Origin of the sequence: Bacillus sp. AFS012607 (genome assembly GCF_002558005.1) — a bacterium.
Taxonomy (GTDB): Bacteria; Bacillota; Bacilli; order Bacillales; family Bacillaceae_G; genus Bacillus_A; species Bacillus_A thuringiensis_S.
Genome location: NZ_NTVM01000021.1, coordinates 21109 through 48067 on the forward strand (window position 1 = coordinate 21109; position 26959 = coordinate 48067).

Genomic DNA, 26959 nt, shown 5'->3' on the forward strand with positions numbered 1-26959 from the left:
TAGCAGTAGTTGTATTTATTTGTGATTTTGCACAAATTTTTTTGTGCATTTATAATACTCATGATTTGAGGGGTGAAGCAGTTGACAGGTCAACTAGTTCAATACGGACGCCACCGCCAACGAAGAAGTTATGCCCGTATTAGTGAAGTATTAGAGTTACCAAATCTTATCGAAATTCAAACCTCTTCTTATCAGTGGTTTCTTGATGAGGGTTTGCGAGAAATGTTCCAAGACATTTCTCCGATTGAAGACTTTACGGGAAATCTATCGCTTGAATTTATCGACTACAGCTTAGGTGAACCTAAATACTCTGTAGACGAATGCAAAGAGCGTGATGTGACGTATGCAGCACCACTTCGTGTAAAAGTGCGTCTAATCAACAAGGAAACTGGTGAAGTAAAAGAACAAGATGTGTTCATGGGAGATTTCCCACTCATGACAGAGACTGGAACATTCGTAATTAACGGTGCAGAACGTGTTATCGTTTCCCAGTTAGTTCGCTCTCCAAGCGTATACTATAGTGGCAAAGTGGATAAAAACGGAAAACGTGGTTTTACTGCTACTGTAATTCCAAACCGCGGAGCTTGGTTAGAGTATGAGACAGATGCTAAGGATGTTGTATATGTGCGTATTGACCGTACGCGTAAACTTCCTGTAACTGTTTTGTTACGCGCATTAGGGTTTGGCTCTGATCAAGAAATCACCGAGCTTTTAGGTGATAACGAATACTTAAGCAACACATTAGAAAAAGACAACACAGATAGCACAGAAAAAGCATTGCTTGAAATTTATGAGCGTCTACGTCCTGGTGAACCACCAACAGTAGAAAATGCTAAGAGCTTACTTGTGTCTCGTTTCTTCGATCCAAAGCGCTACGATTTAGCAAATGTAGGTCGCTATAAGATCAACAAGAAGTTACACATTAAAAACAGATTGTTTAATCAACGTTTAGCTGAAACATTAGTGGATCCAGAAACTGGTGAAATTTTAGCGGCAGAAGGAACAATCTTAGATCGTCGTACACTTGATCGCATTTTACCTTACTTAGAGAAAAACATTGGATTCAAAACAGCGAAACCAATGGGTGGAGTGGTAGAAGGCGATGTTGAGCTGCAATCTATTAAGATTTATGCTCCTGAGTCGGAAGGCGAACGCGTAATTAATGTAATTGGTAATGCAAACATTACTCGTGATGTGAAACACATCACACCAGGTGATATCCTTGCTTCTATCAGTTACTTCTTCAACCTACTATACAAAGTAGGAGATACAGATGATATTGACCATTTAGGAAACCGTCGTCTGCGTTCTGTTGGAGAACTATTACAAAACCAATTCCGTATCGGCCTTTCTCGTATGGAACGTGTTGTTCGTGAGAGAATGTCGATCCAAGATACAAATGCAATTACACCACAGGCACTAATTAATATTCGTCCTGTTATTGCATCTATTAAAGAGTTCTTCGGAAGTTCTCAGTTATCTCAGTTCATGGACCAAACAAATCCATTAGCAGAGTTAACTCACAAACGAAGACTATCTGCATTAGGACCTGGTGGTTTAACGCGTGAGCGCGCAGGCTTTGAAGTACGTGACGTTCATTACTCCCACTATGGTCGTATGTGTCCGATTGAAACACCAGAGGGACCAAACATTGGTTTGATTAACTCATTATCTTCGTTCGCGAAAGTAAATGAGTTTGGTTTCATTGAAACACCATACCGTCGTGTTGACCCAGAAACTGGTCTTGTAACAGGGCATGTTGATTATTTAACAGCAGATGAAGAAGATAACTATGTTGTAGCCCAAGCGAATATGAAATTATCTGATGAAGGTGAATTCCTAAGTGAAGATATCGTAGCTCGTTTCCGTGGCGAAAATATTGTCACAAATAGAGAACGCATCGACTACATGGATGTATCTCCAAAACAAGTAGTGTCGGCAGCGACAGCTTGTATTCCGTTCTTAGAAAACGATGACTCTAACCGCGCACTTATGGGAGCGAACATGCAACGTCAGGCGGTTCCGTTAATGAATCCGGAATCTCCGATTGTAGGTACAGGTATGGAGTACGTATCAGCAAAAGACTCGGGTGCTGCAGTAATCTGTAAACATCCTGGTGTTGTTGAGCGCGTAGAAGCACGTGAAGTTTGGGTACGTCGCTATGTAGAAGTTGACGGTCAAACAGTAAAAGGCGACTTAGATCGCTACAAAATGCAAAAATTCATTCGTTCTAACCAAGGAACTTGTTACAACCAACGTCCAATCGTAAGTGTTGGAAATGAAGTTGTAAAAGGTGAAATCCTTGCGGATGGTCCTTCTATGGAATTAGGTGAACTAGCACTTGGACGTAACGTACTTGTTGGCTTCATGACTTGGGACGGTTATAACTACGAGGATGCGATTATCATGAGTGAGCGCCTTGTAAAAGATGATGTGTACACTTCTATTCATATTGAAGAATATGAATCAGAAGCTCGTGATACGAAGCTTGGACCAGAAGAAATTACACGTGACATTCCAAACGTTGGGGAAGACGCATTACGTAACCTTGACGAGCGCGGTATCATTCGCGTTGGTGCTGAAGTAAAAGATGGAGATTTACTTGTTGGTAAAGTAACACCTAAAGGTGTAACAGAATTAACAGCTGAAGAACGTCTATTACATGCTATCTTTGGAGAAAAAGCGCGTGAAGTACGTGATACATCACTACGTGTACCACACGGTGGTGGCGGTATTATCTTAGACGTAAAAGTATTCAACCGTGAAGATGGCGATGAATTGCCACCAGGTGTGAATCAACTTGTACGTGCATATATCGTTCAAAAACGTAAAATTTCTGAAGGTGACAAGATGGCCGGACGTCACGGTAACAAAGGTGTTATTTCTCGTATTTTACCAGAAGAAGATATGCCTTACTTACCAGACGGTACGCCAATCGATATTATGTTAAACCCATTAGGGGTACCATCTCGTATGAATATCGGTCAGGTATTAGAGCTTCATCTTGGTATGGCAGCAAGATACCTGGGCATTCACATTGCAACACCAGTATTCGATGGTGCTCGTGAGGAAGATGTTTGGGGCACAATTGAAGAAGCTGGTATGGCAAATGACGCGAAAACAATCCTGTATGACGGACGTACTGGTGAACCATTCGATAACCGCGTATCTGTTGGTGTCATGTATATGATCAAACTTGCGCACATGGTTGACGATAAACTTCATGCTCGTTCTACTGGACCATACTCACTTGTAACGCAGCAACCTCTTGGAGGTAAAGCTCAGTTCGGTGGACAGCGTTTCGGTGAGATGGAGGTTTGGGCACTTGAAGCTTACGGTGCTGCTTATACTCTTCAAGAAATCTTAACAGTGAAGTCTGATGATGTTGTTGGACGTGTTAAGACTTATGAAGCAATTGTTAAAGGCGAAAATGTTCCAGAACCAGGCGTTCCTGAATCATTCAAAGTATTGATTAAAGAGCTGCAAAGTTTAGGTATGGACGTTAAAATGATGTCTAGCGACGATACAGAAATTGAAATGCGTGATACAGAAGATGATGATGATCATCAATCAGCAGATAAATTGAATGTTGAAGTTGAGACAACTAAGGAATAATTGGGATAACCTGTAGACTAAAAGGGAGGTAGGCCCCTTGATAGATGTAAATAACTTTGAATATATGAAGATTGGACTTGCTTCACCTGACAAGATTCGTTCTTGGTCATACGGTGAAGTTAAGAAACCAGAAACTATTAACTATCGTACGTTAAAGCCTGAAAAAGATGGCTTGTTCTGTGAGCGTATTTTCGGACCACAAAAGGACTGGGAATGTCATTGCGGAAAATACAAACGTGTACGTTATAAAGGTGTAGTTTGTGATCGATGTGGCGTTGAAGTAACGCGTGCAAAAGTACGTCGTGAACGTATGGGTCATATTGAATTAGCTGCTCCTGTATCTCATATTTGGTATTTCAAAGGTATCCCGAGCCGCATGGGACTTGTCTTAGACATGTCCCCTCGCGCGCTTGAAGAAGTAATTTATTTCGCTTCTTATGTTGTAACAGAAAGTGGAGATACACCACTTGATAAGAAGCAATTACTTTCTGAAAAAGAATACCGTGCATATCGTGATCGATATGGTAGCACATTCCAAGCTGCTATGGGTGCAGAAGCGATTAAAAAGCTACTACAAGACATCGATTTAGATAAAGAAGTAGACTTCTTAAAAGAAGAATTAAAAACAGCACAAGGACAACGCCGTACTCGTGCTATTAAACGTCTAGAAGTATTAGAAGCATTCCGCAACTCTGGAAATGAACCATCTTGGATGATCTTAGATGTTCTACCAGTAATCCCACCAGAACTACGCCCAATGGTACAGTTAGATGGTGGACGTTTTGCTACTTCTGACTTAAACGACTTATATCGTCGTGTAATTAACCGTAACAACCGTTTAAAACGTCTATTGGACCTAGGTGCTCCAAGCATCATCGTTCAAAACGAAAAACGTATGTTACAAGAAGCTGTAGACGCATTAATCGATAATGGCCGTCGTGGCCGTCCGGTTACTGGACCAGGTAACCGCCCATTAAAATCACTATCTCACATGCTTAAAGGTAAACAAGGACGTTTCCGTCAAAACTTATTAGGTAAACGTGTTGACTACTCTGGCCGTTCTGTAATCGTTGTAGGACCGAACTTAAAGATGTACCAGTGTGGATTACCGAAAGAAATGGCGCTTGAACTGTTCAAACCTTTCGTTATGAAAGAGTTAGTTGGAAAAGGCTTAGCACACAATATTAAGAGTGCGAAACGTAAAATTGAGCGTGTACACCCTGAAGTTTGGGACGTTTTAGAATCTGTGATTAAAGAGCATCCAGTACTTCTAAACCGCGCACCAACACTTCACCGTCTTGGTATCCAGGCGTTTGAACCTACATTAGTAGAAGGTCGCGCAATTCGTCTTCATCCACTTGTATGTACTGCATACAACGCGGACTTTGACGGTGACCAAATGGCGGTTCACGTTCCGTTATCATCAGAGGCACAAGCAGAAGCTCGTATTCTTATGTTAGCGGCACAAAACATCTTGAATCCAAAAGACGGAAAACCAGTTGTTACTCCATCTCAGGATATGGTATTAGGTAACTACTACTTAACACTTGAGCGTGAAGGCGCAATCGGTGAAGGTATGGTCTTCAAAGATGCAAACGAAGCAATACTTGCATACCAAAATGGATATGTACATCTGCACACACGTGTTGCAGTTGCTGCAAGTTCAGTAAATAACGTAACGTTTACTGAAGAGCAAAAGGGTAAGCTTCTATTAACAACAGTTGGTAAATTAATATTTAACGAAATCTTACCAGAGTCGTTCCCTTATATTAATGAACCGACAAACTCAAACCTTGAAAAAGAAACACCAGCGGAATATTTCGTTGAAAAAGGTGCGAACATTAAAGAAATTATTGCTAGTCGCGAAGAAGTGGCACCATTTAGCAAGAAGATCCTTGGTAACATCATTGCGGAAGTATTCAAACGTTTCCAAATTACGGAAACATCTCGCATGCTTGACCGTATGAAAAACTTAGGATTTAAGTACTCTACAAAGGCTGGTATTACAGTTGGGGTATCTGACATTCTTGTATTAGGTGAAAAAGATGAAATTCTCCATGAAGCACAAGCAAAAGTAGATAATGTAATTAAACAATTCCGTCGCGGTTTAATCACGGAAGAAGAACGTTACGATCGCGTTATCTCTATTTGGAGTAATGCAAAAGATGTTATCCAAGGAAAACTGATGAAATCCTTGAATAAACGCAACCCAATCTTCATGATGAGTGATTCCGGTGCCCGTGGTAACGCATCGAACTTTACTCAGCTTGCTGGTATGCGTGGTCTGATGGCCAATCCATCTGGTCGTATTATCGAACTTCCAATTAAATCAAGTTTCCGTGAAGGTTTAACAGTACTTGAGTACTTCATCTCTACGCATGGTGCGCGTAAAGGTCTTGCCGATACAGCACTTAAAACTGCCGATTCTGGTTACTTAACGCGTCGTCTTGTAGACGTTGCACAAGATGTAATTGTCCGTGAAGATGATTGTGGAACAGATCGTGGTCTATTAATTGGTGCGATTAAAGAGGGTAATGAAGTAATTGAGTCATTATATGATCGTCTTGTTGGACGTTTTGCAAGAAAAACTGTAAAACATCCTGAAACAGGTGAAGTATTAGTTAGTGAAAACCAATTAATTACTGAAGATATCGCTCATATCGTTGAAAATTCGGGTGTTGAAACTGTAAACATTCGTTCAGCGTTCACGTGTAACACTCGCCACGGTGTATGTAAGAAGTGTTACGGTCGTAACTTAGCAACTGGTACAGACGTAGAAGTAGGAGAAGCGGTAGGTATTATCGCAGCTCAATCTATCGGTGAGCCAGGTACACAGTTAACGATGCGTACATTCCATACAGGTGGGGTTGCCGGAGATGATATCACTCAAGGTTTACCTCGTATCCAAGAGATCTTCGAAGCTCGTAATCCGAAAGGTCAGGCAGTTATCAGTGAAATCGACGGTGTTATCGCAGCGATCAACGATGTTAAAGATCGCCAAGAAGTAGTTGTACAGGGTGAAGTTGAAGCTCGTACGTATGCTATTCCTTACGGTGCTCGTCTGAAAGTAACTCCAGGACAGCCAATTAGCCACGGTAAAGAGTTAACAGAAGGTTCTATTGATCCGAAAGAATTACTAAAAGTAACGGACATTACAGCAGTGCAAGAATACTTATTACGTGAAGTTCAAAAAGTATACCGTATGCAAGGGGTAGAAATTGGTGACAAACACGTAGAAGTAATGGTACGCCAAATGCTACGTAAAGTTCGTGTAAGTGATGCAGGTGAAACAGATGTATTACCAGGAACATTACTAGATATCCATCAGTTTACTGATGCGAATGCGAAGGTGTTACTGAAAGGTAAACAACCAGCGACAGCTAGACCTGTTCTACTTGGTATTACAAAAGCTTCACTTGAAACAGATTCGTTCTTATCTGCAGCTTCGTTCCAAGAAACAACTCGTGTTTTAACGGATGCAGCAATTAAAGGTAAACGCGATGAGCTTCTAGGATTGAAAGAGAATGTTATTATCGGTAAGCTTGTTCCTGCTGGAACAGGTATGAATCGTTATCGTAAAGTGGATCTTGTAAAAACAACACAAGATAACATGAATGTAGAAAACGATGAAGTTTATGTGGAACAGTAAAATTTTCCGTCGTAAATTTTGTATAAAAACAGCTAATCCTAGTTGACATTGTATGAGTCAAAATGTTACTATAATCAAGGTTGCTCCTGAACGATGCTTTGGAGGATATTTATATGTCTTATCAAAAAGTGTCAAATGCTGAAAATGTAGTCGTTGGTCATAAACGAACATTGGAAGCAATCAAAAATGGTATAGTTAAAGAAGTTGTTATTGCAGAAGATGCTGATGTGCGGTTAACCCATGTTATCATTCGCACTGCTTTGCAACATAACATACCCATAACAAAAGTTGAATCAGTTCGTAAGCTTGGAAAAGTTTCGGGGATTCAAGTGGGAGCTTCAGCAATAGGAATAATAAGTTAAAACTGTTTTTGTGAGGAGAGAGCATTTGCTCTTCCTTGCAAAAACTTTGTTTTCAACTAATAATGAACCACCTGGATATGTGGTCATACAAACATGCGAAGGGAGGATAATCAAATGCCTACTATTAACCAATTAGTGAGAAATGGTCGTACTGATAAAGTATGGAAATCTAAATCACCTGCGTTAAACAAAGGTTTTAACTCTTTAAAGAAAAAATCAACTGATATCTCTGCACCTCAAAAACGTGGTGTATGTACTCGTGTTGGTACAATGACTCCAAAGAAACCTAACTCAGCGTTACGTAAATACGCTCGTGTACGTTTAACAAACGGGATTGAAGTTACAGCTTACATCCCAGGTATCGGTCATAACTTACAAGAGCATAGCGTAGTATTAATTCGCGGTGGTCGAGTAAAGGATTTACCAGGGGTACGTTACCACATCGTTCGTGGAGCGCTTGATACAGCTGGTGTTGACAAACGTATGCAAGGACGTTCTAAATATGGTACTAAGCGACCAAAACCTGCTAAAAAATAATAAACTTATAATGAAAGGAGGAACTCAATATGCCTCGTAAAGGACCTGTTGCGAAACGTGACGTGTTACCAGATCCAATGTACAATTCTAAGCTAGTAACACGCCTTATCAACAAAATGATGGTTGACGGTAAAAAAGGTAAATCTCAAACAATTCTTTATAACGCTTTCGATATCGTTCGTGAACGTTCAGATAAAGAACCAATGGAAGTATTCGAGCAAGCTCTTAAGAACATCATGCCTGTTCTTGAAGTACGCGCTCGTCGTGTTGGTGGTGCTAACTACCAAGTTCCAGTTGAGGTTCGTCCAGAACGCCGTACAACTTTAGGTCTTCGCTGGTTAGTAAACTATGCTCGTCTTCGTGGTGAAAAAACTATGGAAGAGCGTCTAGCTTACGAAATCTTAGATGCAGCTAACAACGCTGGTGCATCTGTTAAGAAACGTGAAGACACTCATAAAATGGCAGAAGCTAACAAAGCATTTGCTCATTACCGTTGGTAGGATTCAACGTAAAATAAATGTAAGCATAAACCGCTTTATTTGTCGCTTATGGAAGTGTGGAGAGGGAGAATGCCTCTCCCTTTCGTTGGGCGCTCGTTTTACATAATGAGGGTACTGGACACTGGCATATGTAACAATATAAAGTGGCTTTTTTGCTACTTAAAATAAAAAATCCAATCCATATATGGAAGGAGCAAGACACCAAATGACAAGAGAGTTCTCTTTAGAAAACACTCGTAATATTGGTATCATGGCTCACATCGATGCTGGTAAAACAACAGCAACTGAGCGTATTCTGTATTACACAGGACGTATTCATAAAATCGGTGAAACTCATGAAGGTGCATCTCAGATGGACTGGATGGAGCAAGAGCAAGAGCGTGGTATCACAATTACTTCTGCTGCAACTACAGCTCAATGGAAAGGTCACCGTGTAAACATCATTGATACTCCAGGACACGTAGACTTCACAGTAGAAGTAGAACGTTCTTTACGCGTACTTGATGGTGCGGTAGCAGTACTTGATGCACAATCTGGTGTAGAACCACAAACAGAAACTGTTTGGCGTCAGGCTACTACTTACGGTGTACCTCGTATCGTATTCGTTAACAAAATGGATAAGATCGGTGCAGATTTCTTATACTCTGTAGGAACAATCCACGATCGTTTACAAGCAAACGCACATCCAATTCAGTTACCAATCGGTGCTGAAGATGAGTTCAATGGTATCATTGATCTTGTTGAAGAGTGTGCTTACATGTACGGTAACGATTTAGGAACAGACATCGAGCGTGTCGAAATTCCTGAAGAGCACAAAGAACTAGCTGAAGAATACCGTGGAAAGCTTATTGAAGCGGTAGCTGAGCTTGATGAAGAAATGATGATGAAGTACCTAGAAGGTGAAGAAATCACTGTAGAAGAGCTTAAAGCTGGTATCCGTAAGGCTACAACTTCTGTAGAATTCTTCCCAGTAATCTGTGGTTCTGCATTCAAAAACAAAGGTGTTCAAATCCTGTTAGACGCAGTTATCGACTACCTACCATCTCCATTAGATGTACCTGCTATTAAAGGTACTCTTCCGGATACAGATGAAGAAGTAGAACGTAAGTCTAGCGATGAAGAACCATTCGCAGCTCTAGCATTCAAAATCATGACTGACCCTTATGTTGGTAAGTTAACGTTCTTCCGTGTGTACTCTGGTGTGTTAAACTCTGGATCATACGTGAAAAACTCAACTAAAGGTAAGCGTGAGCGTGTAGGACGTATCCTACAAATGCACGCTAACAGCCGTGAAGAGATTTCAACAGTTTACGCTGGTGATATCGCTGCTGCTGTAGGTTTAAAAGATACTACTACTGGTGATACTCTTTGTGACGAGAAGAGTCTTGTTATCCTTGAGTCTATGGAATTCCCAGAGCCAGTTATCTCTGTAGCTATCGAACCAAAATCTAAAGCTGACCAAGATAAAATGGGTACAGCATTATCTAAGCTTTCTGAAGAAGATCCAACATTCCGTGCTCACACTGACCAAGAAACTGGCCAAACTATCATCGCTGGTATGGGTGAACTTCACCTTGATATCATCGTTGACCGTATGCGCCGTGAATTCAAAGTCGAAGCAAACGTTGGTGCTCCTCAGGTAGCATACCGTGAAACTTTCCGCGCTGCTGCGAAAGTTGAAGGTAAGTTTGCTCGTCAATCTGGTGGACGTGGACAATTCGGTCACGTTTGGATTGAGTTTGCACCTAACGAAGAAGGTAAAGGATTTGAATTCGAAAACAAAATCGTCGGCGGTGTAGTTCCACGTGAATACATCCCAGCTGTTGGAGCGGGTCTTGAAGACTCACTTAAAAATGGTGTACTAGCTGGTTACCCACTAGTTGACATTAAAGCAGCATTAGTTGACGGTTCTTACCATGATGTCGATTCATCTGAGATGGCGTTCAAAATCGCTGCATCTATGGCACTTAAAGCTGCGGTTTCTAAATGTAACCCAGTAATTCTTGAGCCAATGATGAAAGTTGAAGTTGTAATCCCTGAAGAATACATGGGAGACATCATGGGTGACGTAACATCTCGTCGTGGACGTGTAGAAGGTATGGAAGCTCGCGGTAACGCACAAGTTGTTCGCGCTATGGTTCCGCTTTCTGAAATGTTCGGTTATGCGACAGCATTACGTTCTAACACTCAAGGACGCGGAACATTCTCAATGACATTTGATCATTATGAAGAAGTACCGAAGTCTGTTTCAGAAGAAATTATTAAAAAAAATAAAGGCGAATAATTGATTTTTATCAATTGTTCGAGTATAACTACTTATGTAAGCTTAGAAAGTGGGACGTAAGTTTCGCTTTCTAGTCTAAATATAAAATAACCTATATAAACTAAGGAGGAATTTAGAATGGCTAAAGCTAAATTCGAACGTTCTAAACCCCATGTTAACATCGGTACAATCGGCCACGTTGACCATGGTAAAACTACATTAACTGCTGCGATCACTACAGTTCTTGCAAAAGCTGGTGGTGCTGAAGCACGCGGATACGATCAAATCGACGCTGCTCCAGAAGAAAGAGAGCGCGGAATCACAATCTCAACTGCACACGTTGAGTACGAAACTGAAACTCGTCACTATGCACACGTTGACTGCCCAGGTCACGCTGACTATGTTAAAAACATGATCACTGGTGCTGCTCAAATGGACGGCGGTATCTTAGTAGTATCTGCTGCTGATGGCCCAATGCCTCAAACACGTGAGCACATCCTTCTTTCTCGTCAAGTAGGTGTTCCTTACATCGTTGTATTCTTAAACAAATGCGACATGGTTGACGACGAAGAATTATTAGAATTAGTAGAAATGGAAGTTCGTGACCTATTATCTGAATACGGATTCCCAGGCGACGACATTCCTGTAATCAAAGGTTCTGCTCTTAAAGCTCTTCAAGGAGAAGCTGATTGGGAAGCAAAAATCATTGAATTAATGACTGAAGTTGATGCTTACATCCCAACTCCAGAACGTGAAACTGACAAACCATTCTTAATGCCTATCGAGGATGTATTCTCTATCACAGGTCGTGGTACAGTTGCAACTGGTCGTGTAGAGCGCGGAATCGTTAAAGTTGGTGACGTAGTAGAAATCATCGGTCTTGCTGAAGAGAATGCTTCTACAACTGTAACTGGTGTAGAAATGTTCCGTAAACTTCTTGACCAAGCTCAAGCTGGAGACAACATCGGTGCTCTTCTTCGTGGGGTTGCTCGTGAAGACATCCAACGTGGACAAGTTCTTGCTAAAACTGGCTCTGTAAAAGCACACGCTAAATTCAAAGCTGAAGTTTTCGTATTATCTAAAGAAGAAGGTGGACGTCACACTCCATTCTTCGCTAACTACCGTCCTCAGTTCTACTTCCGTACAACTGACGTAACTGGTATCATCCAATTACCAGAAGGTACTGAAATGGTAATGCCTGGTGACAACATCGAAATGACTATCGAACTTATCGCTCCAATCGCTATCGAAGAGGGAACTAAATTCTCTATTCGTGAAGGTGGACGTACAGTAGGTTACGGTGTAGTTGCTACTATCGTTGAGTAATCTTAACTGATATAAAAACCCCCCAAGGGATTTCCCTTGGGGGGTTTTGTTTGTGTTTATATAATGAATTGGATGATATCTTTATGTTTTGACGAGTTTCTTCTATAGTATATAAAAACATTAAAACGAAACCCAAAAACTGTAAAATGAATTCTAGTAGATGAAAACTTGAAATTCTTTAAAGTGCCATGTATAATAGCAAAAGTAGAGAAAAGCAGATGCAAACAAAAAGATGCTTGCATCTAGACTAATAACATTGTATAATAGACAATGTTGGTCTTTGACTGCGATGAAGTGGAAGGTTGCTGACACACCCGGCCGCTTTGCCATGGCATGGTGTGGGGAAATTTCCATGGAGAAGGTCTATTTTAGAAATAGGCGAACGAAGGAGGGAAAATAATGGCAAAAGAAAAAATTCGTATCCGTTTAAAAGCTTATGATCACCGTATTCTTGATCAATCAGCTGAGAAAATTGTAGAAACAGCTAAGCGTTCTGGGGCAACAGTTTCTGGTCCGATCCCATTACCAACTGAGAAGACTATTTACACAATTCTTCGTGCTGTTCATAAGTACAAAGATTCTCGTGAGCAATTCGAAATGCGCACACACAAACGTTTAATCGATATCGTGAGTCCTACTCCACAAACAGTAGATTCATTAATGCGTTTAGACTTACCGTCTGGTGTAGATATCGAAATTAAACTATAAATTATATAACTTAAAAATGTAGGAGGTGTAACTCATGACCAAAGGAATCTTAGGAAGAAAGATCGGTATGACTCAAGTATTTGCTGAGAACGGTGAGTTAATCCCAGTAACAGTTATCGCTGCTAATCCAAACGTTGTTCTTCAAAAGAAAACAACTGAAACTGATGGCTACAATGCAATCCAGTTAGGATTTGAAGATAAACGTGAAAAGTTAACTAACAAACCTGAACAAGGCCACACTGCTAAAGCATCTACAACTCCTAAGCGCTTCATTCGCGAAATCCGCGATGCAGACGTGGACGGATTAGAGGTTGGTCAAGAGGTAAAAGTTGAAGTTTTCGCTGCAGGTGAAATCGTTGACGTAACAGGAATTTCTAAAGGTAAAGGTTTCCAAGGTGTTATCAAACGCCACGGACAATCTCGCGGACCTATGTCTCATGGTTCTCGCTATCACCGTCGTCCAGGTTCAATGGGCCCAGTTGCTCCGAACCGTGTATTCAAAGGCAAAAAACTTGCTGGACGTATGGGTGGAGACCAAGTTACTATCCAAAACTTAGAAATCGTTCAAGTTGACACTGAGCGCAACTTATTACTAGTAAAAGGTAACGTTCCAGGTGCTAAGAAATCTCTTGTAGTTGTTCAAGGCGCTGTGAAGGTTAGCAAATAATTCACAATAGGAAGGAGGAATTCCAATGCCAAAAGTTACTGTATATAACCAAACTGGTTCACAGGTTGGTGAAATCGAATTAGCTGAAGCTATTTTCGGTATCGAACCAAATGAAGCTGTACTTTTCGAAGCTGTAATGATGCAACGTGCATCTTTACGTCAAGGTACACACAAAGTAAAAACTCGTTCTGAAGTTCGCGGTGGTGGTCGTAAACCATGGCGTCAAAAAGGAACTGGACGTGCTCGTCAAGGGTCTATCCGTTCTCCTCAATGGCGTGGTGGTGGTACGGTATTCGGACCTACACCAAGAAGCTATGCGTACAAACTTCCTAAGAAGGTTCGTCGTTTAGCAATTAAATCTGCATTAGCTACTAAAGTAGTTGAGAACAACATTGTAGTTCTTGAAGACCTAGTATTAAATGCACCAAAAACAAAAGACATGCTAGCAGTACTTAAAGGATTAACTGTTGAGAAGAAAGCTCTTATCGTAACTGCTGATGCAAACGAATCTGTAGAGTTATCTGCTCGCAATATCCCTGGAGTAACAGTAATCACTGCTGATGGCGTAAACGTTTTAGACGTGCTTCATCATGATAAGCTAATCATGACAAAAGCGGCAGTGGAAAAAGTAGAGGAGGTGCTTGCATAATGAGAGATCCTCGTGATATCATTAAGCGCCCAGTTATCACTGAACGTTCTATGGAAATGATGGCTGAAAAAAAATACACGTTCGATGTGGACGTTAAATCTAATAAAACAGAAGTTAAAGATGCTCTTGAAGCGATCTTTGGTGTTAAAGTAGAAAAAGTGAACATCATGAACTACAAGCCGAAAGCAAAACGCGTTGGTCGTCACGCTGGTTTTACTAGCCGTCGTCGTAAAGCAATCGTTAAGCTAACTGCTGACAGCAAAGAAATCGAAATCTTCCAAGGCGTTTAATTCTTACTAAAGAAGGAGGGAAATTGAGATGGGAATTAAAAAGTATAATCCAACTACTAACGGTCGTCGTAATATGACTACGAATGATTTCGCTGAAATCACGACTGACAGACCCGAAAAGTCTTTACTTGCTCCTTTAAGCAAGAAGGCTGGTCGTAATAATCAAGGTAAAATTACTGTACGTCATCAAGGTGGCGGACATAAGCGTCAATACCGTATCATCGACTTTAAGCGTAACAAAGATGGAATTCCAGGACGCGTTGCTACGATCGAATACGATCCAAACCGCTCTGCGAATATCGCATTAATTAACTACGTTGACGGTGAAAAACGTTACATTCTTGCTCCTAAATCATTAGAAGTAGGTATGGAAGTTATGTCTGGCCCAGAAGCTGACATCAAAATCGGTAACGCATTACCATTAATCAACATTCCAGTAGGTACTGTTGTTCATAACATCGAGCTTAAGCCTGGTCGTGGCGGACAATTAGTTCGTTCTGCTGGTACATCTGCTCAAGTACTTGGTAAAGAAGGTAAATACGTACTTGTACGTTTAACTTCTGGTGAAGTACGTCTTGTATTATCTGCTTGTCGCGCTTCAATCGGTCAAGTAGGTAACGAACAACATGAACTTATCAAAATCGGTAAAGCAGGTCGCTCTCGCTGGTTAGGTAAACGCCCAACAGTTCGTGGTTCTGTAATGAACCCGGTTGATCACCCACACGGTGGTGGTGAAGGTCGTTCTCCAATCGGACGTAAGTCTCCAATGTCTCCATGGGGTAAACCAACTCTTGGATTCAAGACTCGTAAGAAAAACAAAGCGTCTGACAAATTTATCGTTCGTCGTCGTAAAAAATAATGGGATTGTAGTACGGTTCATTTCTAGAACCGTACGCCAATCACGAAGGGAGGCACCAAAATGGCTCGTAGCTTAAAAAAAGGACCATTTGTCGATGATCACTTAATGAGCAAAATGGAAAAATTAGTTGCATCTGAGCAAAAACAAGTTGTTAAAACTTGGTCTCGCCGTTCAACAATCTTCCCTCAGTTCATCGGACACACAATCGCTGTATATGATGGTCGTAAACACGTACCTGTGTACATCACTGAGGATATGGTTGGCCATAAGTTAGGTGAATTCGCACCAACTCGTACGTATAAAGGTCACCTTGCTGACGATAAGAAAACTAGAAGATAATGAGAGGAGGCACTTCAATGCAAGCTAAAGCAGTAGCGAGAACAGTTCGTATTGCTCCTCGTAAAGTTCGTTTAGTAGTAGACTTAATCCGAGGTAAGCAAGTGGGTGAAGCGATTGCTATCCTTAACCACACACCAAAAACTGCTTCTCCAGTTGTAGAAAAAGTTTTAAAATCTGCAATCGCAAATGCAGAGCACAATTATGAGATGGATATTAACAACCTAGTTGTTGAAAAAGTCTTCGTTGACGAAGGTCCAACGTTGAAACGTTTCCGTCCACGTGCAATGGGTCGTGCAAGCCAAATTAACAAACGCACAAGCCACATCACAGTTGTGGTATCAGAAAAGAAGGAGGGATAATCGATGGGTCAAAAGGTTAATCCAATTGGTCTTCGTGTCGGTGTTATCCGTGACTGGGAATCTCGTTGGTTCGCTGAGAAAGATTACGCTACATTATTACATGAAGACATCAAAATCCGTGAGTACATTAATGTACGCTTAAAAGATTCTGCTGTTGCTAAAGTAGAAATCGAACGTGCAGCAAATCGTGTAAATGTTACAATTCACACTGCAAAACCTGGTATGGTAATTGGTAAAGGTGGTACTGAAGTTGAAGCACTTCGTAAAGCTCTTAACCAATTAACAGGCAAGCGTGTACACATCAACATTTTAGAAGTTAAGAGAGCTGATCTTAACGCTAAATTAGTAGGCGAAAACATCGCTCGTCAATTAGAAAACCGTGTATCATTCCGTCGTGCACAAAAGCAAGTTATTCAACGTGCTATGCGTGCAGGTGCTAAAGGTATTAAAACACAGGTTTCTGGTCGTCTTGGCGGAGCTGATATCGCTCGTGCAGAATCTTACAGTGAAGGAACTGTTCCACTTCATACACTTCGCGCTGATATTGACTATGCAGCAGTTGAAGCTGATACAACATACGGTAAATTAGGCGTAAAAGTATGGATCTACCGTGGAGAAGTCCTTCCTACAAAAAAGAAAGCTTCTGAGGAAGGAGGAAAATAATATGTTAATGCCAAAACGCGTAAAATATCGTAGAGAGCATCGTGGTAAAATGCGTGGTCGTGCTAAAGGTGGAACTGAAATTGCTTTCGGTGAATTCGGTTTACAAGCACAAGCTGCTTCATGGATTACAAACCGTCAAATCGAAGCTGCTCGTCGTGCAATGACTCGTTACATGAAACGTGGCGGTAAAGTATGGATTAAAATTTTCCCTTCTAAACCTTACACTGCAAAACCTCTAGAAGTACGTATGGGTTCCGGTAAAGGGGCACCAGAAGGCTGGGTAGCAGTAGTAAAACCTGGGAAAATTATGTTCGAAATCGCGGGTGTATCTGAAGAGGTAGCACGCGAAGCATTACGTCTTGCAGCTCACAAGTTACCTGTGAAATGTAAATTCGTAAAACGTGAAGAAAATGGTGGTGAATCTAATGAAAACTAATGATATTCGTGAATTAACCACTGCCGAAATCGAAACAAAAGTTAAAGCTTTAAAGGAAGAGTTGTTTAATCTTCGCTTCCAACTTGCTACAGGACAATTAGAGAATCCAACTCGCATTCGTGAAGTGCGTAAAGCAATTGCTCGTATGAAAACTGTAGTTCGTGAAAGAGAGATCGGAATTAATCGATAAATTGAGGGGAGGTTTGCATAGTGAGCGAACGTAACCAACGCAAAGTTTATACTGGTCGTGTAGTGTCTGACAAAATGGACAAAACGATTACAGTTTTAGTTGAAACTTACAAAACTCATTCCTTGTACGGAAAACGTGTTAAGTATTCTAAGAAGTACAAAGCCCATGATGAGCAAAACCAAGCGAAACTTGGCGATATCGTTAAAATCATGGAAACTCGCCCGCTTTCTGCTACTAAGCGTTTCCGTTTAGTTGAAATCGTTGAAGAAGCGGTTATTATCTAAATAGACGAATCGGAATTTTTAGTCCGAAGGGAGGTTTCATAACATGATCCAACAAGAATCTCGTTTGAAAGTTGCTGACAACTCTGGTGCACGTGAACTTTTAACAATTAAAGTATTAGGCGGCTCTGGTCGTAAATATGCTAACATTGGTGACATTATCGTTGCTACGGTAAAACAAGCAACACCAGGTGGCGTTGTTAAAAAAGGTGACGTTGTTAAAGCAGTAGTAGTACGTACGAAGAGCGGAGCTCGTCGTCCGGACGGTTCTTACATCAAATTTGATGAAAACGCAGCGGTTATCATTAAAGACGATAAGAGCCCACGTGGTACTCGTATCTTCGGACCAGTAGCTCGTGAATTACGTGATAGCAACTTCATGAAGATCGTTTCTTTAGCTCCAGAAGTTCTATAATTTAAGGTATTGCCTTGCTAAGGAGGTGCAGAATTAAGATGCATGTAAAAAAAGGTGATAAAGTACAGGTAATCACTGGTAAAGACAAAGGAAAACAAGGCGTTATCCTTGTGGCTTTCCCAAAGCAAAACCGTGTTATCGTTGAGGGTGTTAACATCGTTAAAAAACACTCTAAGCCATCTCAATTAAATCCACAAGGTGGAATTATTACTAAAGAAGCACCTATTCACGTTTCTAACGTTATGATTTTAGATCCGAAAACAGGTGAACCTACTCGCGTAGGCTTCAAAGTAGAAGATGGTAAAAAAGTTCGTATTGCAAAAAAATCTGGTGAATTATTAGATAAATAATTTTCTTAAGAAAGGAGGTCACTTCATTGAATCGCCTTAAAGAGAAGTTCCAAAAGGAAATTACTCCTGCTCTAGTGAGCAAGTTTAACTATAAATCTGTGATGGAAGTACCGAAAATCGAAAAGATCGTAATCAACACTGGTGTTGGTGACGCGGTATCTAACTCAAAAGCTTTAGACAATGCAGTAGAAGAATTAACACAAATTGCAGGTCAAAAACCTGTTGTAACTCGTGCTAAAAAATCAATCGCTGGTTTCCGTCTTCGTGAAGGTATGCCAATCGGTGCGAAAGTAACTTTACGCGGCGAGCAAATGTATGAGTTCTTCGACAAATTAGTATCGGTTTCTTTACCACGTGTACGTGATTTCCGTGGTGTTTCTAAGAAATCATTCGATGGTCGTGGGAACTACACATTAGGTGTTAAAGAGCAACTTATCTTCCCTGAGATTGATTATGATAAAGTAAGCAAAGTACGCGGTATGGACATCGTAATCGTTACTACAGCGAAAACTGATGAAGAAGCTCGTGAACTTTTAACACAATTCGGTATGCCATTCCAAAAATAATGGAAGCCAACGCTAAGTAGAGGAGGCGAAAACGTGGCTAAAAAATCTATGATAGCGAAACAAAAGCGTACTCCTAAGTTTAAAGTACAAGAGTATACACGTTGCGAACGCTGCGGTCGTCCGCATTCTGTATACCGCAAATTTAAACTTTGCCGTATTTGTTTCCGTGAACTTGCATATAAAGGTCAAATTCCTGGTGTTAAAAAAGCTAGTTGGTAAAACCCACAAATGGGAAGGAGGTAAAACACATGGTGATGACAGATCCAATTGCAGACATGCTTACTCGCATCCGTAATGCGAACATGGTACGTCATGAGAAATTAGAGGTTCCTGCTTCTAAAATCAAAAAAGAGATCGCTGAACTTTTAAAACGTGAAGGTTTCATTCGTGATGTAGAATACATCGAGGATAACAAACAAGGTATCCTTCGTATTTTCCTGAAATATGGTGCAAACAATGAACGTGTAATCACTGGATTAAAACGTATCAGTAAACCTGGCTTACGCGTTTACGCTAAAGCTGACGAAGTACCACGTGTACTTAACGGATTAGGTATCGCTCTTGTTTCTACATCTAAGGGAGTAATGACAGACAAAGACGCTCGTCAATTACAAACTGGTGGAGAAGTAGTAGCATACGTTTGGTAATATATATTTAAAACGAACGGAGGTGTGACCACATGTCTCGTATTGGTAAAAAGATTCTTGAAATCCCTGCAGGTGTTACTATTACAATTGCAGAAGACAATACTGTAACAGTAAAAGGCCCTAAAGGTGAATTAACTCGTAAATTCAATGCTGATATGTCTATCAAAATTGAAGAAAATACACTAACAGTTGAGCGTCCATCTGAACAGAAGGAACACCGTGCATTACACGGTACAACTCGTGCTTTAATCGGAAACATGGTTGAAGGTGTAACTGCAGGTTTCGCACGCGGACTTGAATTAGTCGGTGTTGGTTACCGTGCTCAAAAACAAGGAGATAAACTTGTTTTAAGCGTAGGTTATTCTCATCCAGTAGAAATGACTCCGGAAGCAGGTCTTGAAGTTGAAGTACCTGCACCAACTAAAATCGTAATTAAAGGTATCGACAAGCAACGTGTTGGCGAATTTGCTGCTAACATCCGTGCTGTACGTGCTCCTGAGCCTTACAAAGGTAAAGGTATTCGTTACGAAGGCGAAGTTGTTCGTCGTAAAGAAGGTAAAACTGCTAAGTAAACCCGTTAGGTGAGAGAAAGGAGTGACAAGAAAATGATCACTAAAGCTGATAAAAATGCGACTCGTAAGAAAAGACATGCACGTGTACGTGCTAAACTTACTGGTACTGCAGAGCGTCCACGTTTAAACGTGTTCCGTTCTAACCAACATATTTACGCTCAAGTTATTGATGATGTGAATGGTGTAACGTTAGTAAGTGCATCTACTCTTGATAAAGACCTTGCTCTTAACGGTACTAGCAATACTGAAGCTGCTACGAAAGTTGGAGAATCAGTTGCTAAGCGTGCTGTAGAGAAAGGCGTTAAAGAAGTAGTATTCGATCGCGGTGGTTACTTATACCATGGCCGTGTTAAAGCTCTAGCTGAAGCTGCTCGTGAGGCTGGATTACAATTTTAATGGTCAAAGGAGGGAAAATTGATGCATCGCATTGACCCAAGTAAATTAGAACTTGAAGAACGTGTAGTTACGATAAATCGTGTCGCGAAAGTTGTTAAGGGTGGTCGTCGTTTCCGCTTTGCTGCACTAGTTGTAGTTGGCGATAAAAACGGTCATGTTGGATTCGGTACTGGTAAAGCACAAGAGGTACCAGACGCAATTCGCAAAGCTATCGAAGACGCTAAGAAAAATTTAATCGCTGTACCATTAGTTGGTACAACAATTCCACACACAATCAACGGTCACTTTGGAGCTGGTGAAGTATTCTTAAAACCTGCTGCTGAGGGTACTGGTGTTATTGCTGGTGGACCTGTTCGTGCGGTTCTTGAATTAGCTGGTGTACAAGATATTCTTTCGAAATCTCTTGGTTCTAACACACCAATCAACATGATTCGCGCTACTGTGAACGGATTAAGCGAACTTAAGCGCGCTGAAGATGTTGCAAAATTACGCGGTAAATCTGTAGAAGAGCTACTAGGTTAAGGAGGGAAAACAAATGGCGAAAAAGTTAGAAATTACCCTCACTCGTAGTGTAATTGGTCGTCCACAAGATCAACGTGCGACGGTAGAAGCTTTAGGTCTTAAAAAGTTGAATTCAACTGTAGTTAAGGAAGAAACTCCTGCTATTCTTGGTATGATCAACAAAGTTTCTCACCTTTTAACTGTAAAAGAAGCTTAAGGATAACTCATTAATATAAGGAGGTGCCTGGGAATGAAACTTCATGAATTAAAACCTGCAGAAGGTTCTCGTAAAGTACGTAACCGTGTCGGTCGTGGTATCGGTTCTGGTAACGGTAAAACTGCTGGTAAAGGTCATAAAGGACAAAACGCACGTTCTGGTGGCGGTGTTCGTCTTGGCTTCGAAGGTGGTCAAACTCCATTATTCCGTCGTTTACCAAAACGCGGCTTCACAAACATTAACCGTAAAGAGTTTACTATTGTAAACTTATCAACGTTAAATCGTTTTGAAGATGGTACAGAAGTAACACCTGAATTATTGCTGGAAACTGGCGTTATCAGCAAGTTAAACGACGGTGTTAAAATTCTTGCAAGCGGAGCAGTAGAGAAAAAACTAACTGTTAAAGCGCACAAGTTCTCTTCAAGTGCTAAAGAAGCAATTGAAGCAGCTGGCGGATCAGTTGAGGTGATCTAATGTTTCGTACAATCTCCAACTTTATGCGCGTTGCTGAGATAAGACGTAAAATATTATTCACTTTAGCGATGTTAATCGTATTCAGGATTGGCACGTTTATCCCAGTGCCATTTACAAATGGAGACGTACTGAAAGCACAAGACCAATTAAATGCTTTAGGCATCCTAAATACATTTGGCGGTGGCGCCTTGAAAAACTTCTCCATCTTCGCGATGGGAATCATGCCGTATATTACAGCATCCATCATCGTGCAATTATTGCAGATGGATGTTGTTCCTAAATTTTCGGAATGGTCGAAGCAAGGTGAAATGGGCCGTCGTAAACTAACGCAATTCACGCGTTACTTTACAATTGTTCTTGCGTTTATTCAGGGGTTTGGTATGTCAATCGGTTTTAACGGTATGGTAGGTGGGCAATTAATTTTGAATCCTGGTTGGAGCACTTATTTATACATTGCTACGGTACTGACTGCTGGTACTGCATTTTTAATGTGGTTAGGCGAACAGATTACAGCTAAAGGTGTAGGTAATGGTATTTCCATCCTTATCTTTGGCGGTATTGCTGCAGCGATCCCAAGTGTTATATCTCAAGTGTATCAACAACAGTTTCAAAATATCGGAGATCAATTGTTCATGAGTATCGTTAAAGTTGCATTGATTTTACTAGCTGTGCTAGCAGTTATTGTTGGTGTTATTTTCATTCAACAAGCTGTTAGAAAGATCCCAATTCAATACGCGAAGCGTGTAACAGGAGGGAATGGGAATCATGCTGGAGCACAAAACACACATTTACCGCTTAAGGTAAATAGTGCGGGTGTTATTCCAGTCATTTTTGCTGTTTCATTCTTAATTACGCCTCCAACTATTGCACAGTTCTTCCCGAAACATGATGTATCGCAGTGGATTATTGCAAACTTTAACTATTCTCACCCAGTGGGAATGATCATATATGTTGCGCTCATTGTAGCCTTCACATATTTCTATGCATTTGTTCAGGTTAATCCAGAGCAAATGTCAGAGAATCTAAACAAGCAAGGTGGATATGTTCCAGGTATTCGTCCGGGTAAGAATACAGAACAATATCTAACAAAAATCTTGTATCGTTTGACCTTTGTAGGATCAATTTTCCTAGCAGCGATTGCAATCTTACCAGTTATTTTTACGAAATTGGGAAATCTTCCTCCATCTGCACAGATTGGTGGAACGAGTATGTTAATCGTTGTCGGCGTTGCTTTAGAAACAATGAAGCAGCTAGAAAGCCAACTGGTAAAACGCCATTACAAAGGGTTTATCAAGCAGTGAGTAAGTGGGAAGAACTATCTTCCCTACATGCTCATGTACTGAGGGGGAACAAGGATGAACTTAATTTTAATGGGGCTTCCTGGTGCTGGTAAAGGTACACAAGCCGAACAGATTGTAGCCAAGTATAACATCCCTCACATTTCAACAGGAGATATGTTCCGTGCAGCTATGAAGGCTGAAACTGAAATGGGTCTACAAGCAAAATCTTTTATTGATAAAGGTGCACTTGTTCCAGATGAAGTTACAATCGGAATTGTTCGTGAACGTTTAAGTCAAGAAGACTGCGTAAGAGGTTTCTTACTAGACGGTTTCCCACGAACTGTTGCACAAGCATCAGCTCTTGAAGAGATTATGAAAGATCTTGGCAAAAAAATCGACTATGTTTTAAACATTAATGTGGATTCAGGGTTGTTATTAAAACGCCTTACAGGCCGTCGCATTTGTAAAGAGTGCGGTGCGACTTACCACTTAGAATTCAATCCACCAGCAAAAGCTGATGTGTGCGATAAATGTGGTGGCGAATTATACCAACGCTCTGATGACAATGAAGAAACTGTAGCAAATCGTTTAGATGTAAATATTAAGCAAACAAAACCTTTGCTTGATTTCTACGACGAGCTTGGTTACTTAAAAAGCATTAATGGTGAGCAAGATATCAATAAAGTATTTGCTGATATCGATGTTCTCATCGGAGGCTTAGCGTAATGATCATCTGCAAAACTCCTCGCGAGATAGAAATCATGCGAGAAGCTGGCAGAATCGTTGCTTTAACTCATCAAGAGTTGAAACAGCACATTACTCCAGGAATTACAACGAAAGAGCTCGATCAAATAGCGGAAAAGACGATTCAAAAATATGGTGCTACGCCATCTTTTAAAGGATACAACGGATTTCCGGGGAGCATATGTGCTTCTGTAAATGAAGAGCTTGTACACGGAATTCCAGGAAAGCGCAAGCTCAAAGAGGGCGATATCATCAGTATCGATATTGGTGCGAAATACAATGGGTACCATGGAGATTCTGCATGGACGTATCCAGTTGGAAACATTTCTGAATCTGTTCAAAAGCTACTTGATGTCACAGAAAAATCGTTGTATCTTGGTCTAGAACAAGTAAAACCAGGCGAGAGATTATCAAATATCTCACATGCGGTTCAAACCCATGCTGAAGAGAATGGATTCTCGATCGTTAGGGAGTATGTTGGTCACGGAATCGGGCAAGACTTACATGAGGACCCTCAAATCCCGCACTATGGTCCACCAAATAGAGGCCCTAGATTAAAGCCGGGAATGGTCATCTGTGTTGAGCCGATGGTGAATCAAGGAAGACGATATGTAAAAACACTATCTGATGACTGGACAGTGGTAACGGTAGATGGTAAATGGTGTGCCCATTTTGAGCACACGATTGCTCTTACAGAAGCAGGATACGAAATCCTTACCACTTTATAAGTAGCTGGCTCTCCGGGATTTCAGAGCAGTGTAAAATGTTACTGATTTGAAGAAGGGAGAACTATTGAATGGCTAAAGATGATGTAATTGAAGTCGAAGGTACCGTTCTTGAAACGTTGCCAAATGCTATGTTCAAAGTAGAATTAGAGAATGGGCATGTCGTATTGGCTCACGTTTCTGGTAAAATCCGTATGAACTTCATTCGTATTTTACCAGGAGACAAAGTTACGGTAGAATTATCTCCGTACGATTTAAATCGTGGTCGTATTACGTACCGTTTTAAATAATATAGCACTCCGTAATCTTTAAGGAGGTTCGAGACATGAAAGTAAGACCGTCAGTTAAACCAATCTGCGAAAAATGTAAAGTTATTCGTAGACGTGGAAAAGTAATGGTTATTTGTGAAAACCCTAAACATAAACAAAAACAAGGTTAATCAGAAGGAGGTGCATTCAGAATGGCACGTATCGCAGGTGTAGATATTCCTCGAGACAAACGCGTTGTTATTTCTTTAACTTACGTATTCGGCATTGGTCGCACAACTGCTGAAAAAATTCTTACTGAAGCTGGTATTTCTTCAGAAACACGAGTTCGTGATTTAACGGAAGACGAATTAGGACGTATCCGTGATGTTATCGATCGTATTAAAGTTGAGGGAGACCTTCGTCGTGAAGTATCTCTTAACATTAAACGTCTAATGGAGATCGGTTCTTACCGTGGTCTTCGTCACCGTCGTGGTTTACCAGTTCGTGGTCAAAATTCTAAAAACAATGCTCGTACACGTAAAGGTCCACGTCGTACAGTAGCAAATAAAAAGAAATAATAAGTAAAGGAGGTTGAACTAACAATGGCACGTAAAACAAACACTCGTAAAAAACGTGTGAAAAAGAATATCGAAGCTGGTATAGCTCATATTCGTTCTACTTTCAACAACACAATCGTAACACTTACAGATACTCACGGTAACGCACTTTCTTGGTCTAGTGCTGGTGCACTTGGTTTCCGTGGATCTCGTAAATCTACTCCATTCGCTGCGCAAATGGCTGCTGAAGCTGCTGCTAAAGTTGCAATGGAGCACGGTTTAAAAACTTTAGAGGTTACTGTTAAAGGTCCTGGTGCTGGTCGTGAAGCTGCAATTCGTGCTCTTCAAGCTGCAGGTCTAGAAGTAACAGCAATTAGAGATGTTACTCCAGTTCCTCATAATGGATGTCGTCCGCCAAAACGTCGTCGTGTGTAATTTTTCTGTATAGAATTTTCCCTTTTGTCTATAATGGATATGATGCATTATCGAGAAATTTCGTACAGAAACATCGCTTGTTGTGCACAATCGGGAACTGCCTAAGGGGGACTTTCGGTTAGACAGGGGTTATACCTTTGTTTAACCGGGGTTTCGACGTTTTGAAGGAGGGTTTAGTTAATGATTGAAATCGAAAAGCCGAAAATCGAAACGGTTGAACTTAACGAAGATGCTAAATATGGTAAATTCGTAATTGAACCGCTTGAGCGTGGATATGGTACTACTTTGGGTAACTCCTTACGTCGTATTCTTTTATCCTCACTCCCTGGTGCCGCTGTTACTGCTATCCAAATCGATGGCGTATTACATGAATTTTCAACAGTTGAGGGCGTAGTAGAAGACGTTACGACGATCATCTTAAACTTGAAAAAGTTAGCTCTTAAAATCTACTCTGAAGAAGAGAAGACGTTGGAAATTGATGTGCAGGGCGAAGGTATTGTCACAGCTGCTGATATTACTCACGATAGTGATGTAGAAATCTTAAATCCAGATTTACACATTGCAACGTTAGCAAAAGATGCGCATTTCCGCGTGCGTTTAACTGCAAAGCGTGGCCGTGGGTATACGCCAGCTGATGCAAATAAAAGCGAAGATCAACCAATAGGAGTAATTCCTATTGATTCTATTTATACTCCAGTATCACGTGTGACTTACCAAGTGGAAAAGACACGTGTCGGACAAGTGGCTAATTATGATAAGCTTACGCTTGATGTATGGACGGATGGAAGCATCGGGCCAAAAGAAGCTATCTCTTTAGGTGCCAAAATCTTAACTGAGCATTTAAATATCTTTGTTGGTTTAACTGATGAAGCACAAAATGCTGAGATTATGGTCGAGAAGGAAGAAGATCAAAAAGAGAAAGTTCTTGAGATGACTATCGAAGAACTAGACCTTTCTGTTCGTTCTTATAATTGCCTAAAACGTGCAGGAATTAATACTGTACAAGAGCTTGCGAACAAAACAGAAGAAGATATGATGAAAGTTCGTAACTTAGGACGTAAATCCTTAGAAGAAGTTAAACATAAACTTGAGGAATTAGGTTTAGGTTTACGTAAAGACGACTGAGGATTTAAACCCAT

General features: G+C 40.8%; 36 protein-coding genes. All 36 read left to right on the plus strand.

Going from position 1 to position 26959, the window contains the following annotated elements; all coding sequences use genetic code 11:
• The first annotated feature begins 81 nt into the window (after positions 1 to 81).
• The 36 genes from rpoB to CN409_RS23180 all read left to right on the plus strand — a co-directional run bounded on the left by rpoB (position 82) and on the right by CN409_RS23180 (position 26945).
• On the plus strand, positions 82 to 3615 hold the full coding sequence (gene rpoB, locus CN409_RS23000) for a DNA-directed RNA polymerase subunit beta (RefSeq protein ID WP_000147553.1): 3534 nt from the start codon (positions 82 to 84) through the stop codon (positions 3613 to 3615).
• 37 nt (positions 3616 to 3652) lie between these two features.
• Positions 3653 to 7264 carry a DNA-directed RNA polymerase subunit beta' gene (gene rpoC / locus CN409_RS23005; protein WP_000567944.1) on the plus strand — a complete coding sequence of 1204 codons (3612 nt, stop codon included), beginning with the start codon at positions 3653 to 3655 and terminating at the stop codon, positions 7262 to 7264.
• A gap of 113 nt (positions 7265 to 7377) precedes the next feature.
• Positions 7378 to 7626, plus strand: a complete 249-nt coding sequence (locus CN409_RS23010) for a 50S ribosomal protein L7ae-like protein (protein WP_000121833.1) — start codon at positions 7378 to 7380, stop codon at positions 7624 to 7626.
• 114 nt (positions 7627 to 7740) lie between these two features.
• Complete coding sequence (gene rpsL, locus CN409_RS23015) at positions 7741 to 8163, plus strand: 30S ribosomal protein S12 (RefSeq protein WP_001142341.1); 423 nt, start codon at positions 7741 to 7743, stop codon at positions 8161 to 8163.
• Positions 8164 to 8192: 29 nt separating this feature from the next.
• Entirely contained in the window at positions 8193 to 8663 is a 471-nt protein-coding gene (gene rpsG, locus CN409_RS23020) for a 30S ribosomal protein S7 (RefSeq protein WP_001137492.1), read from the plus strand.
• Between the two features lie 205 nt (positions 8664 to 8868).
• The gene (gene fusA / locus CN409_RS23025; protein ID WP_000196384.1) at positions 8869 to 10947 is read left to right on the plus strand and encodes an elongation factor G; all 2079 of its coding nucleotides are present in this window, start codon (positions 8869 to 8871) and stop codon (positions 10945 to 10947) included.
• 117 nt (positions 10948 to 11064) lie between these two features.
• On the plus strand, positions 11065 to 12252 hold the full coding sequence (tuf, locus tag CN409_RS23030) for an elongation factor Tu (RefSeq protein WP_001029617.1): 1188 nt from the start codon (positions 11065 to 11067) through the stop codon (positions 12250 to 12252).
• Between the two features lie 399 nt (positions 12253 to 12651).
• Positions 12652 to 12960: a 30S ribosomal protein S10 gene (gene rpsJ, locus CN409_RS23040; protein WP_001040595.1), complete on the plus strand. Its 309-nt coding sequence runs from the start codon at positions 12652 to 12654 to the stop codon at positions 12958 to 12960.
• Positions 12961 to 12994: 34 nt separating this feature from the next.
• Positions 12995 to 13627, plus strand: coding sequence for a 50S ribosomal protein L3 (rplC, locus tag CN409_RS23045; RefSeq protein ID WP_000160209.1), 633 nt, complete (start codon positions 12995 to 12997; stop codon positions 13625 to 13627).
• 25 nt (positions 13628 to 13652) lie between these two features.
• The gene (gene rplD, locus CN409_RS23050; protein ID WP_001127258.1) at positions 13653 to 14276 is read left to right on the plus strand and encodes a 50S ribosomal protein L4; all 624 of its coding nucleotides are present in this window, start codon (positions 13653 to 13655) and stop codon (positions 14274 to 14276) included.
• The gene (gene rplW / locus CN409_RS23055) at positions 14276 to 14566 is read left to right on the plus strand and encodes a 50S ribosomal protein L23 (RefSeq protein WP_001205558.1); all 291 of its coding nucleotides are present in this window, start codon (positions 14276 to 14278) and stop codon (positions 14564 to 14566) included. The genes rplD and rplW overlap by 1 nt, the downstream gene beginning before the upstream one ends.
• A 28-nt stretch (positions 14567 to 14594) precedes the next feature.
• Positions 14595 to 15425, plus strand: coding sequence for a 50S ribosomal protein L2 (rplB, locus tag CN409_RS23060; RefSeq protein ID WP_000511583.1), 831 nt, complete (start codon positions 14595 to 14597; stop codon positions 15423 to 15425).
• A gap of 60 nt (positions 15426 to 15485) precedes the next feature.
• Positions 15486 to 15764 (plus strand): 30S ribosomal protein S19, encoded by a 279-nt coding sequence (gene rpsS / locus CN409_RS23065; protein ID WP_000124454.1) that lies wholly within the window; start codon positions 15486 to 15488, stop codon positions 15762 to 15764.
• Positions 15765 to 15781: 17 nt separating this feature from the next.
• Positions 15782 to 16123, plus strand: a complete 342-nt coding sequence (gene rplV / locus CN409_RS23070; RefSeq protein ID WP_001148024.1) for a 50S ribosomal protein L22 — start codon at positions 15782 to 15784, stop codon at positions 16121 to 16123.
• Between the two features lie 3 nt (positions 16124 to 16126).
• Entirely contained in the window at positions 16127 to 16786 is a 660-nt protein-coding gene (gene rpsC, locus CN409_RS23075; protein WP_000529956.1) for a 30S ribosomal protein S3, read from the plus strand.
• A gap of 1 nt (position 16787) precedes the next feature.
• The gene (gene rplP, locus CN409_RS23080) at positions 16788 to 17222 is read left to right on the plus strand and encodes a 50S ribosomal protein L16 (RefSeq protein ID WP_000928969.1); all 435 of its coding nucleotides are present in this window, start codon (positions 16788 to 16790) and stop codon (positions 17220 to 17222) included.
• Positions 17212 to 17412 carry a 50S ribosomal protein L29 gene (gene rpmC / locus CN409_RS23085; protein WP_000855718.1) on the plus strand — a complete coding sequence of 67 codons (201 nt, stop codon included), beginning with the start codon at positions 17212 to 17214 and terminating at the stop codon, positions 17410 to 17412. The genes rplP and rpmC overlap by 11 nt, the downstream gene beginning before the upstream one ends.
• 20 nt (positions 17413 to 17432) lie before the next feature.
• The gene (gene rpsQ / locus CN409_RS23090; RefSeq protein ID WP_000004106.1) at positions 17433 to 17696 is read left to right on the plus strand and encodes a 30S ribosomal protein S17; all 264 of its coding nucleotides are present in this window, start codon (positions 17433 to 17435) and stop codon (positions 17694 to 17696) included.
• 43 nt (positions 17697 to 17739) lie between these two features.
• Complete coding sequence (gene rplN, locus CN409_RS23095) at positions 17740 to 18108, plus strand: 50S ribosomal protein L14 (protein WP_000615912.1); 369 nt, start codon at positions 17740 to 17742, stop codon at positions 18106 to 18108.
• 38 nt (positions 18109 to 18146) lie between these two features.
• Positions 18147 to 18458, plus strand: a complete 312-nt coding sequence (gene rplX / locus CN409_RS23100) for a 50S ribosomal protein L24 (protein ID WP_000558200.1) — start codon at positions 18147 to 18149, stop codon at positions 18456 to 18458.
• A 26-nt stretch (positions 18459 to 18484) separates the two neighbouring features.
• Complete coding sequence (gene rplE, locus CN409_RS23105) at positions 18485 to 19024, plus strand: 50S ribosomal protein L5 (protein WP_001080829.1); 540 nt, start codon at positions 18485 to 18487, stop codon at positions 19022 to 19024.
• Positions 19025 to 19057: 33 nt separating this feature from the next.
• Positions 19058 to 19243 carry a 30S ribosomal protein S14 gene (gene rpsN / locus CN409_RS23110; protein ID WP_001085700.1) on the plus strand — a complete coding sequence of 62 codons (186 nt, stop codon included), beginning with the start codon at positions 19058 to 19060 and terminating at the stop codon, positions 19241 to 19243.
• 29 nt (positions 19244 to 19272) lie between these two features.
• Positions 19273 to 19671, plus strand: a complete 399-nt coding sequence (gene rpsH / locus CN409_RS23115) for a 30S ribosomal protein S8 (protein ID WP_000245511.1) — start codon at positions 19273 to 19275, stop codon at positions 19669 to 19671.
• 32 nt (positions 19672 to 19703) lie between these two features.
• Positions 19704 to 20243 (plus strand): 50S ribosomal protein L6, encoded by a 540-nt coding sequence (gene rplF / locus CN409_RS23120; protein ID WP_000086551.1) that lies wholly within the window; start codon positions 19704 to 19706, stop codon positions 20241 to 20243.
• Between the two features lie 33 nt (positions 20244 to 20276).
• A complete protein-coding gene (gene rplR / locus CN409_RS23125; protein WP_000628818.1) occupies positions 20277 to 20639 on the plus strand; it encodes a 50S ribosomal protein L18 in 363 nt (120 codons plus the stop codon).
• Positions 20640 to 20660: 21 nt separating this feature from the next.
• Positions 20661 to 21161 (plus strand): 30S ribosomal protein S5, encoded by a 501-nt coding sequence (rpsE, locus tag CN409_RS23130; RefSeq protein ID WP_000554646.1) that lies wholly within the window; start codon positions 20661 to 20663, stop codon positions 21159 to 21161.
• Between the two features lie 13 nt (positions 21162 to 21174).
• A complete protein-coding gene (gene rpmD / locus CN409_RS23135) occupies positions 21175 to 21357 on the plus strand; it encodes a 50S ribosomal protein L30 (protein WP_001085233.1) in 183 nt (60 codons plus the stop codon).
• A gap of 33 nt (positions 21358 to 21390) precedes the next feature.
• Complete coding sequence (rplO, locus tag CN409_RS23140) at positions 21391 to 21831, plus strand: 50S ribosomal protein L15 (RefSeq protein ID WP_000766083.1); 441 nt, start codon at positions 21391 to 21393, stop codon at positions 21829 to 21831.
• Positions 21831 to 23132: a preprotein translocase subunit SecY gene (gene secY / locus CN409_RS23145; protein ID WP_000490118.1), complete on the plus strand. Its 1302-nt coding sequence runs from the start codon at positions 21831 to 21833 to the stop codon at positions 23130 to 23132. Before rplO ends, secY begins: the two co-directional genes overlap by 1 nt.
• Before the next feature lie 54 nt (positions 23133 to 23186).
• Positions 23187 to 23837, plus strand: coding sequence for an adenylate kinase (locus CN409_RS23150; RefSeq protein ID WP_001048995.1), 651 nt, complete (start codon positions 23187 to 23189; stop codon positions 23835 to 23837).
• Positions 23837 to 24583 (plus strand): type I methionyl aminopeptidase, encoded by a 747-nt coding sequence (map, locus tag CN409_RS23155; protein WP_000582539.1) that lies wholly within the window; start codon positions 23837 to 23839, stop codon positions 24581 to 24583. Before CN409_RS23150 ends, map begins: the two co-directional genes overlap by 1 nt.
• 68 nt (positions 24584 to 24651) lie before the next feature.
• Positions 24652 to 24870 (plus strand): translation initiation factor IF-1, encoded by a 219-nt coding sequence (gene infA / locus CN409_RS23160; protein ID WP_001029884.1) that lies wholly within the window; start codon positions 24652 to 24654, stop codon positions 24868 to 24870.
• Positions 24871 to 24905: 35 nt separating this feature from the next.
• Positions 24906 to 25019 carry a 50S ribosomal protein L36 gene (gene rpmJ, locus CN409_RS23165; protein WP_000868344.1) on the plus strand — a complete coding sequence of 38 codons (114 nt, stop codon included), beginning with the start codon at positions 24906 to 24908 and terminating at the stop codon, positions 25017 to 25019.
• A 21-nt stretch (positions 25020 to 25040) separates the two neighbouring features.
• Positions 25041 to 25406, plus strand: coding sequence for a 30S ribosomal protein S13 (rpsM, locus tag CN409_RS23170; RefSeq protein WP_000090792.1), 366 nt, complete (start codon positions 25041 to 25043; stop codon positions 25404 to 25406).
• Positions 25407 to 25430: 24 nt separating this feature from the next.
• Positions 25431 to 25820, plus strand: a complete 390-nt coding sequence (gene rpsK, locus CN409_RS23175; protein ID WP_000101797.1) for a 30S ribosomal protein S11 — start codon at positions 25431 to 25433, stop codon at positions 25818 to 25820.
• Positions 25821 to 26000: 180 nt separating this feature from the next.
• Positions 26001 to 26945 (plus strand): DNA-directed RNA polymerase subunit alpha, encoded by a 945-nt coding sequence (locus CN409_RS23180; protein WP_000569643.1) that lies wholly within the window; start codon positions 26001 to 26003, stop codon positions 26943 to 26945.
• Positions 26946 to 26959: the final 14 nt, after the last annotated feature.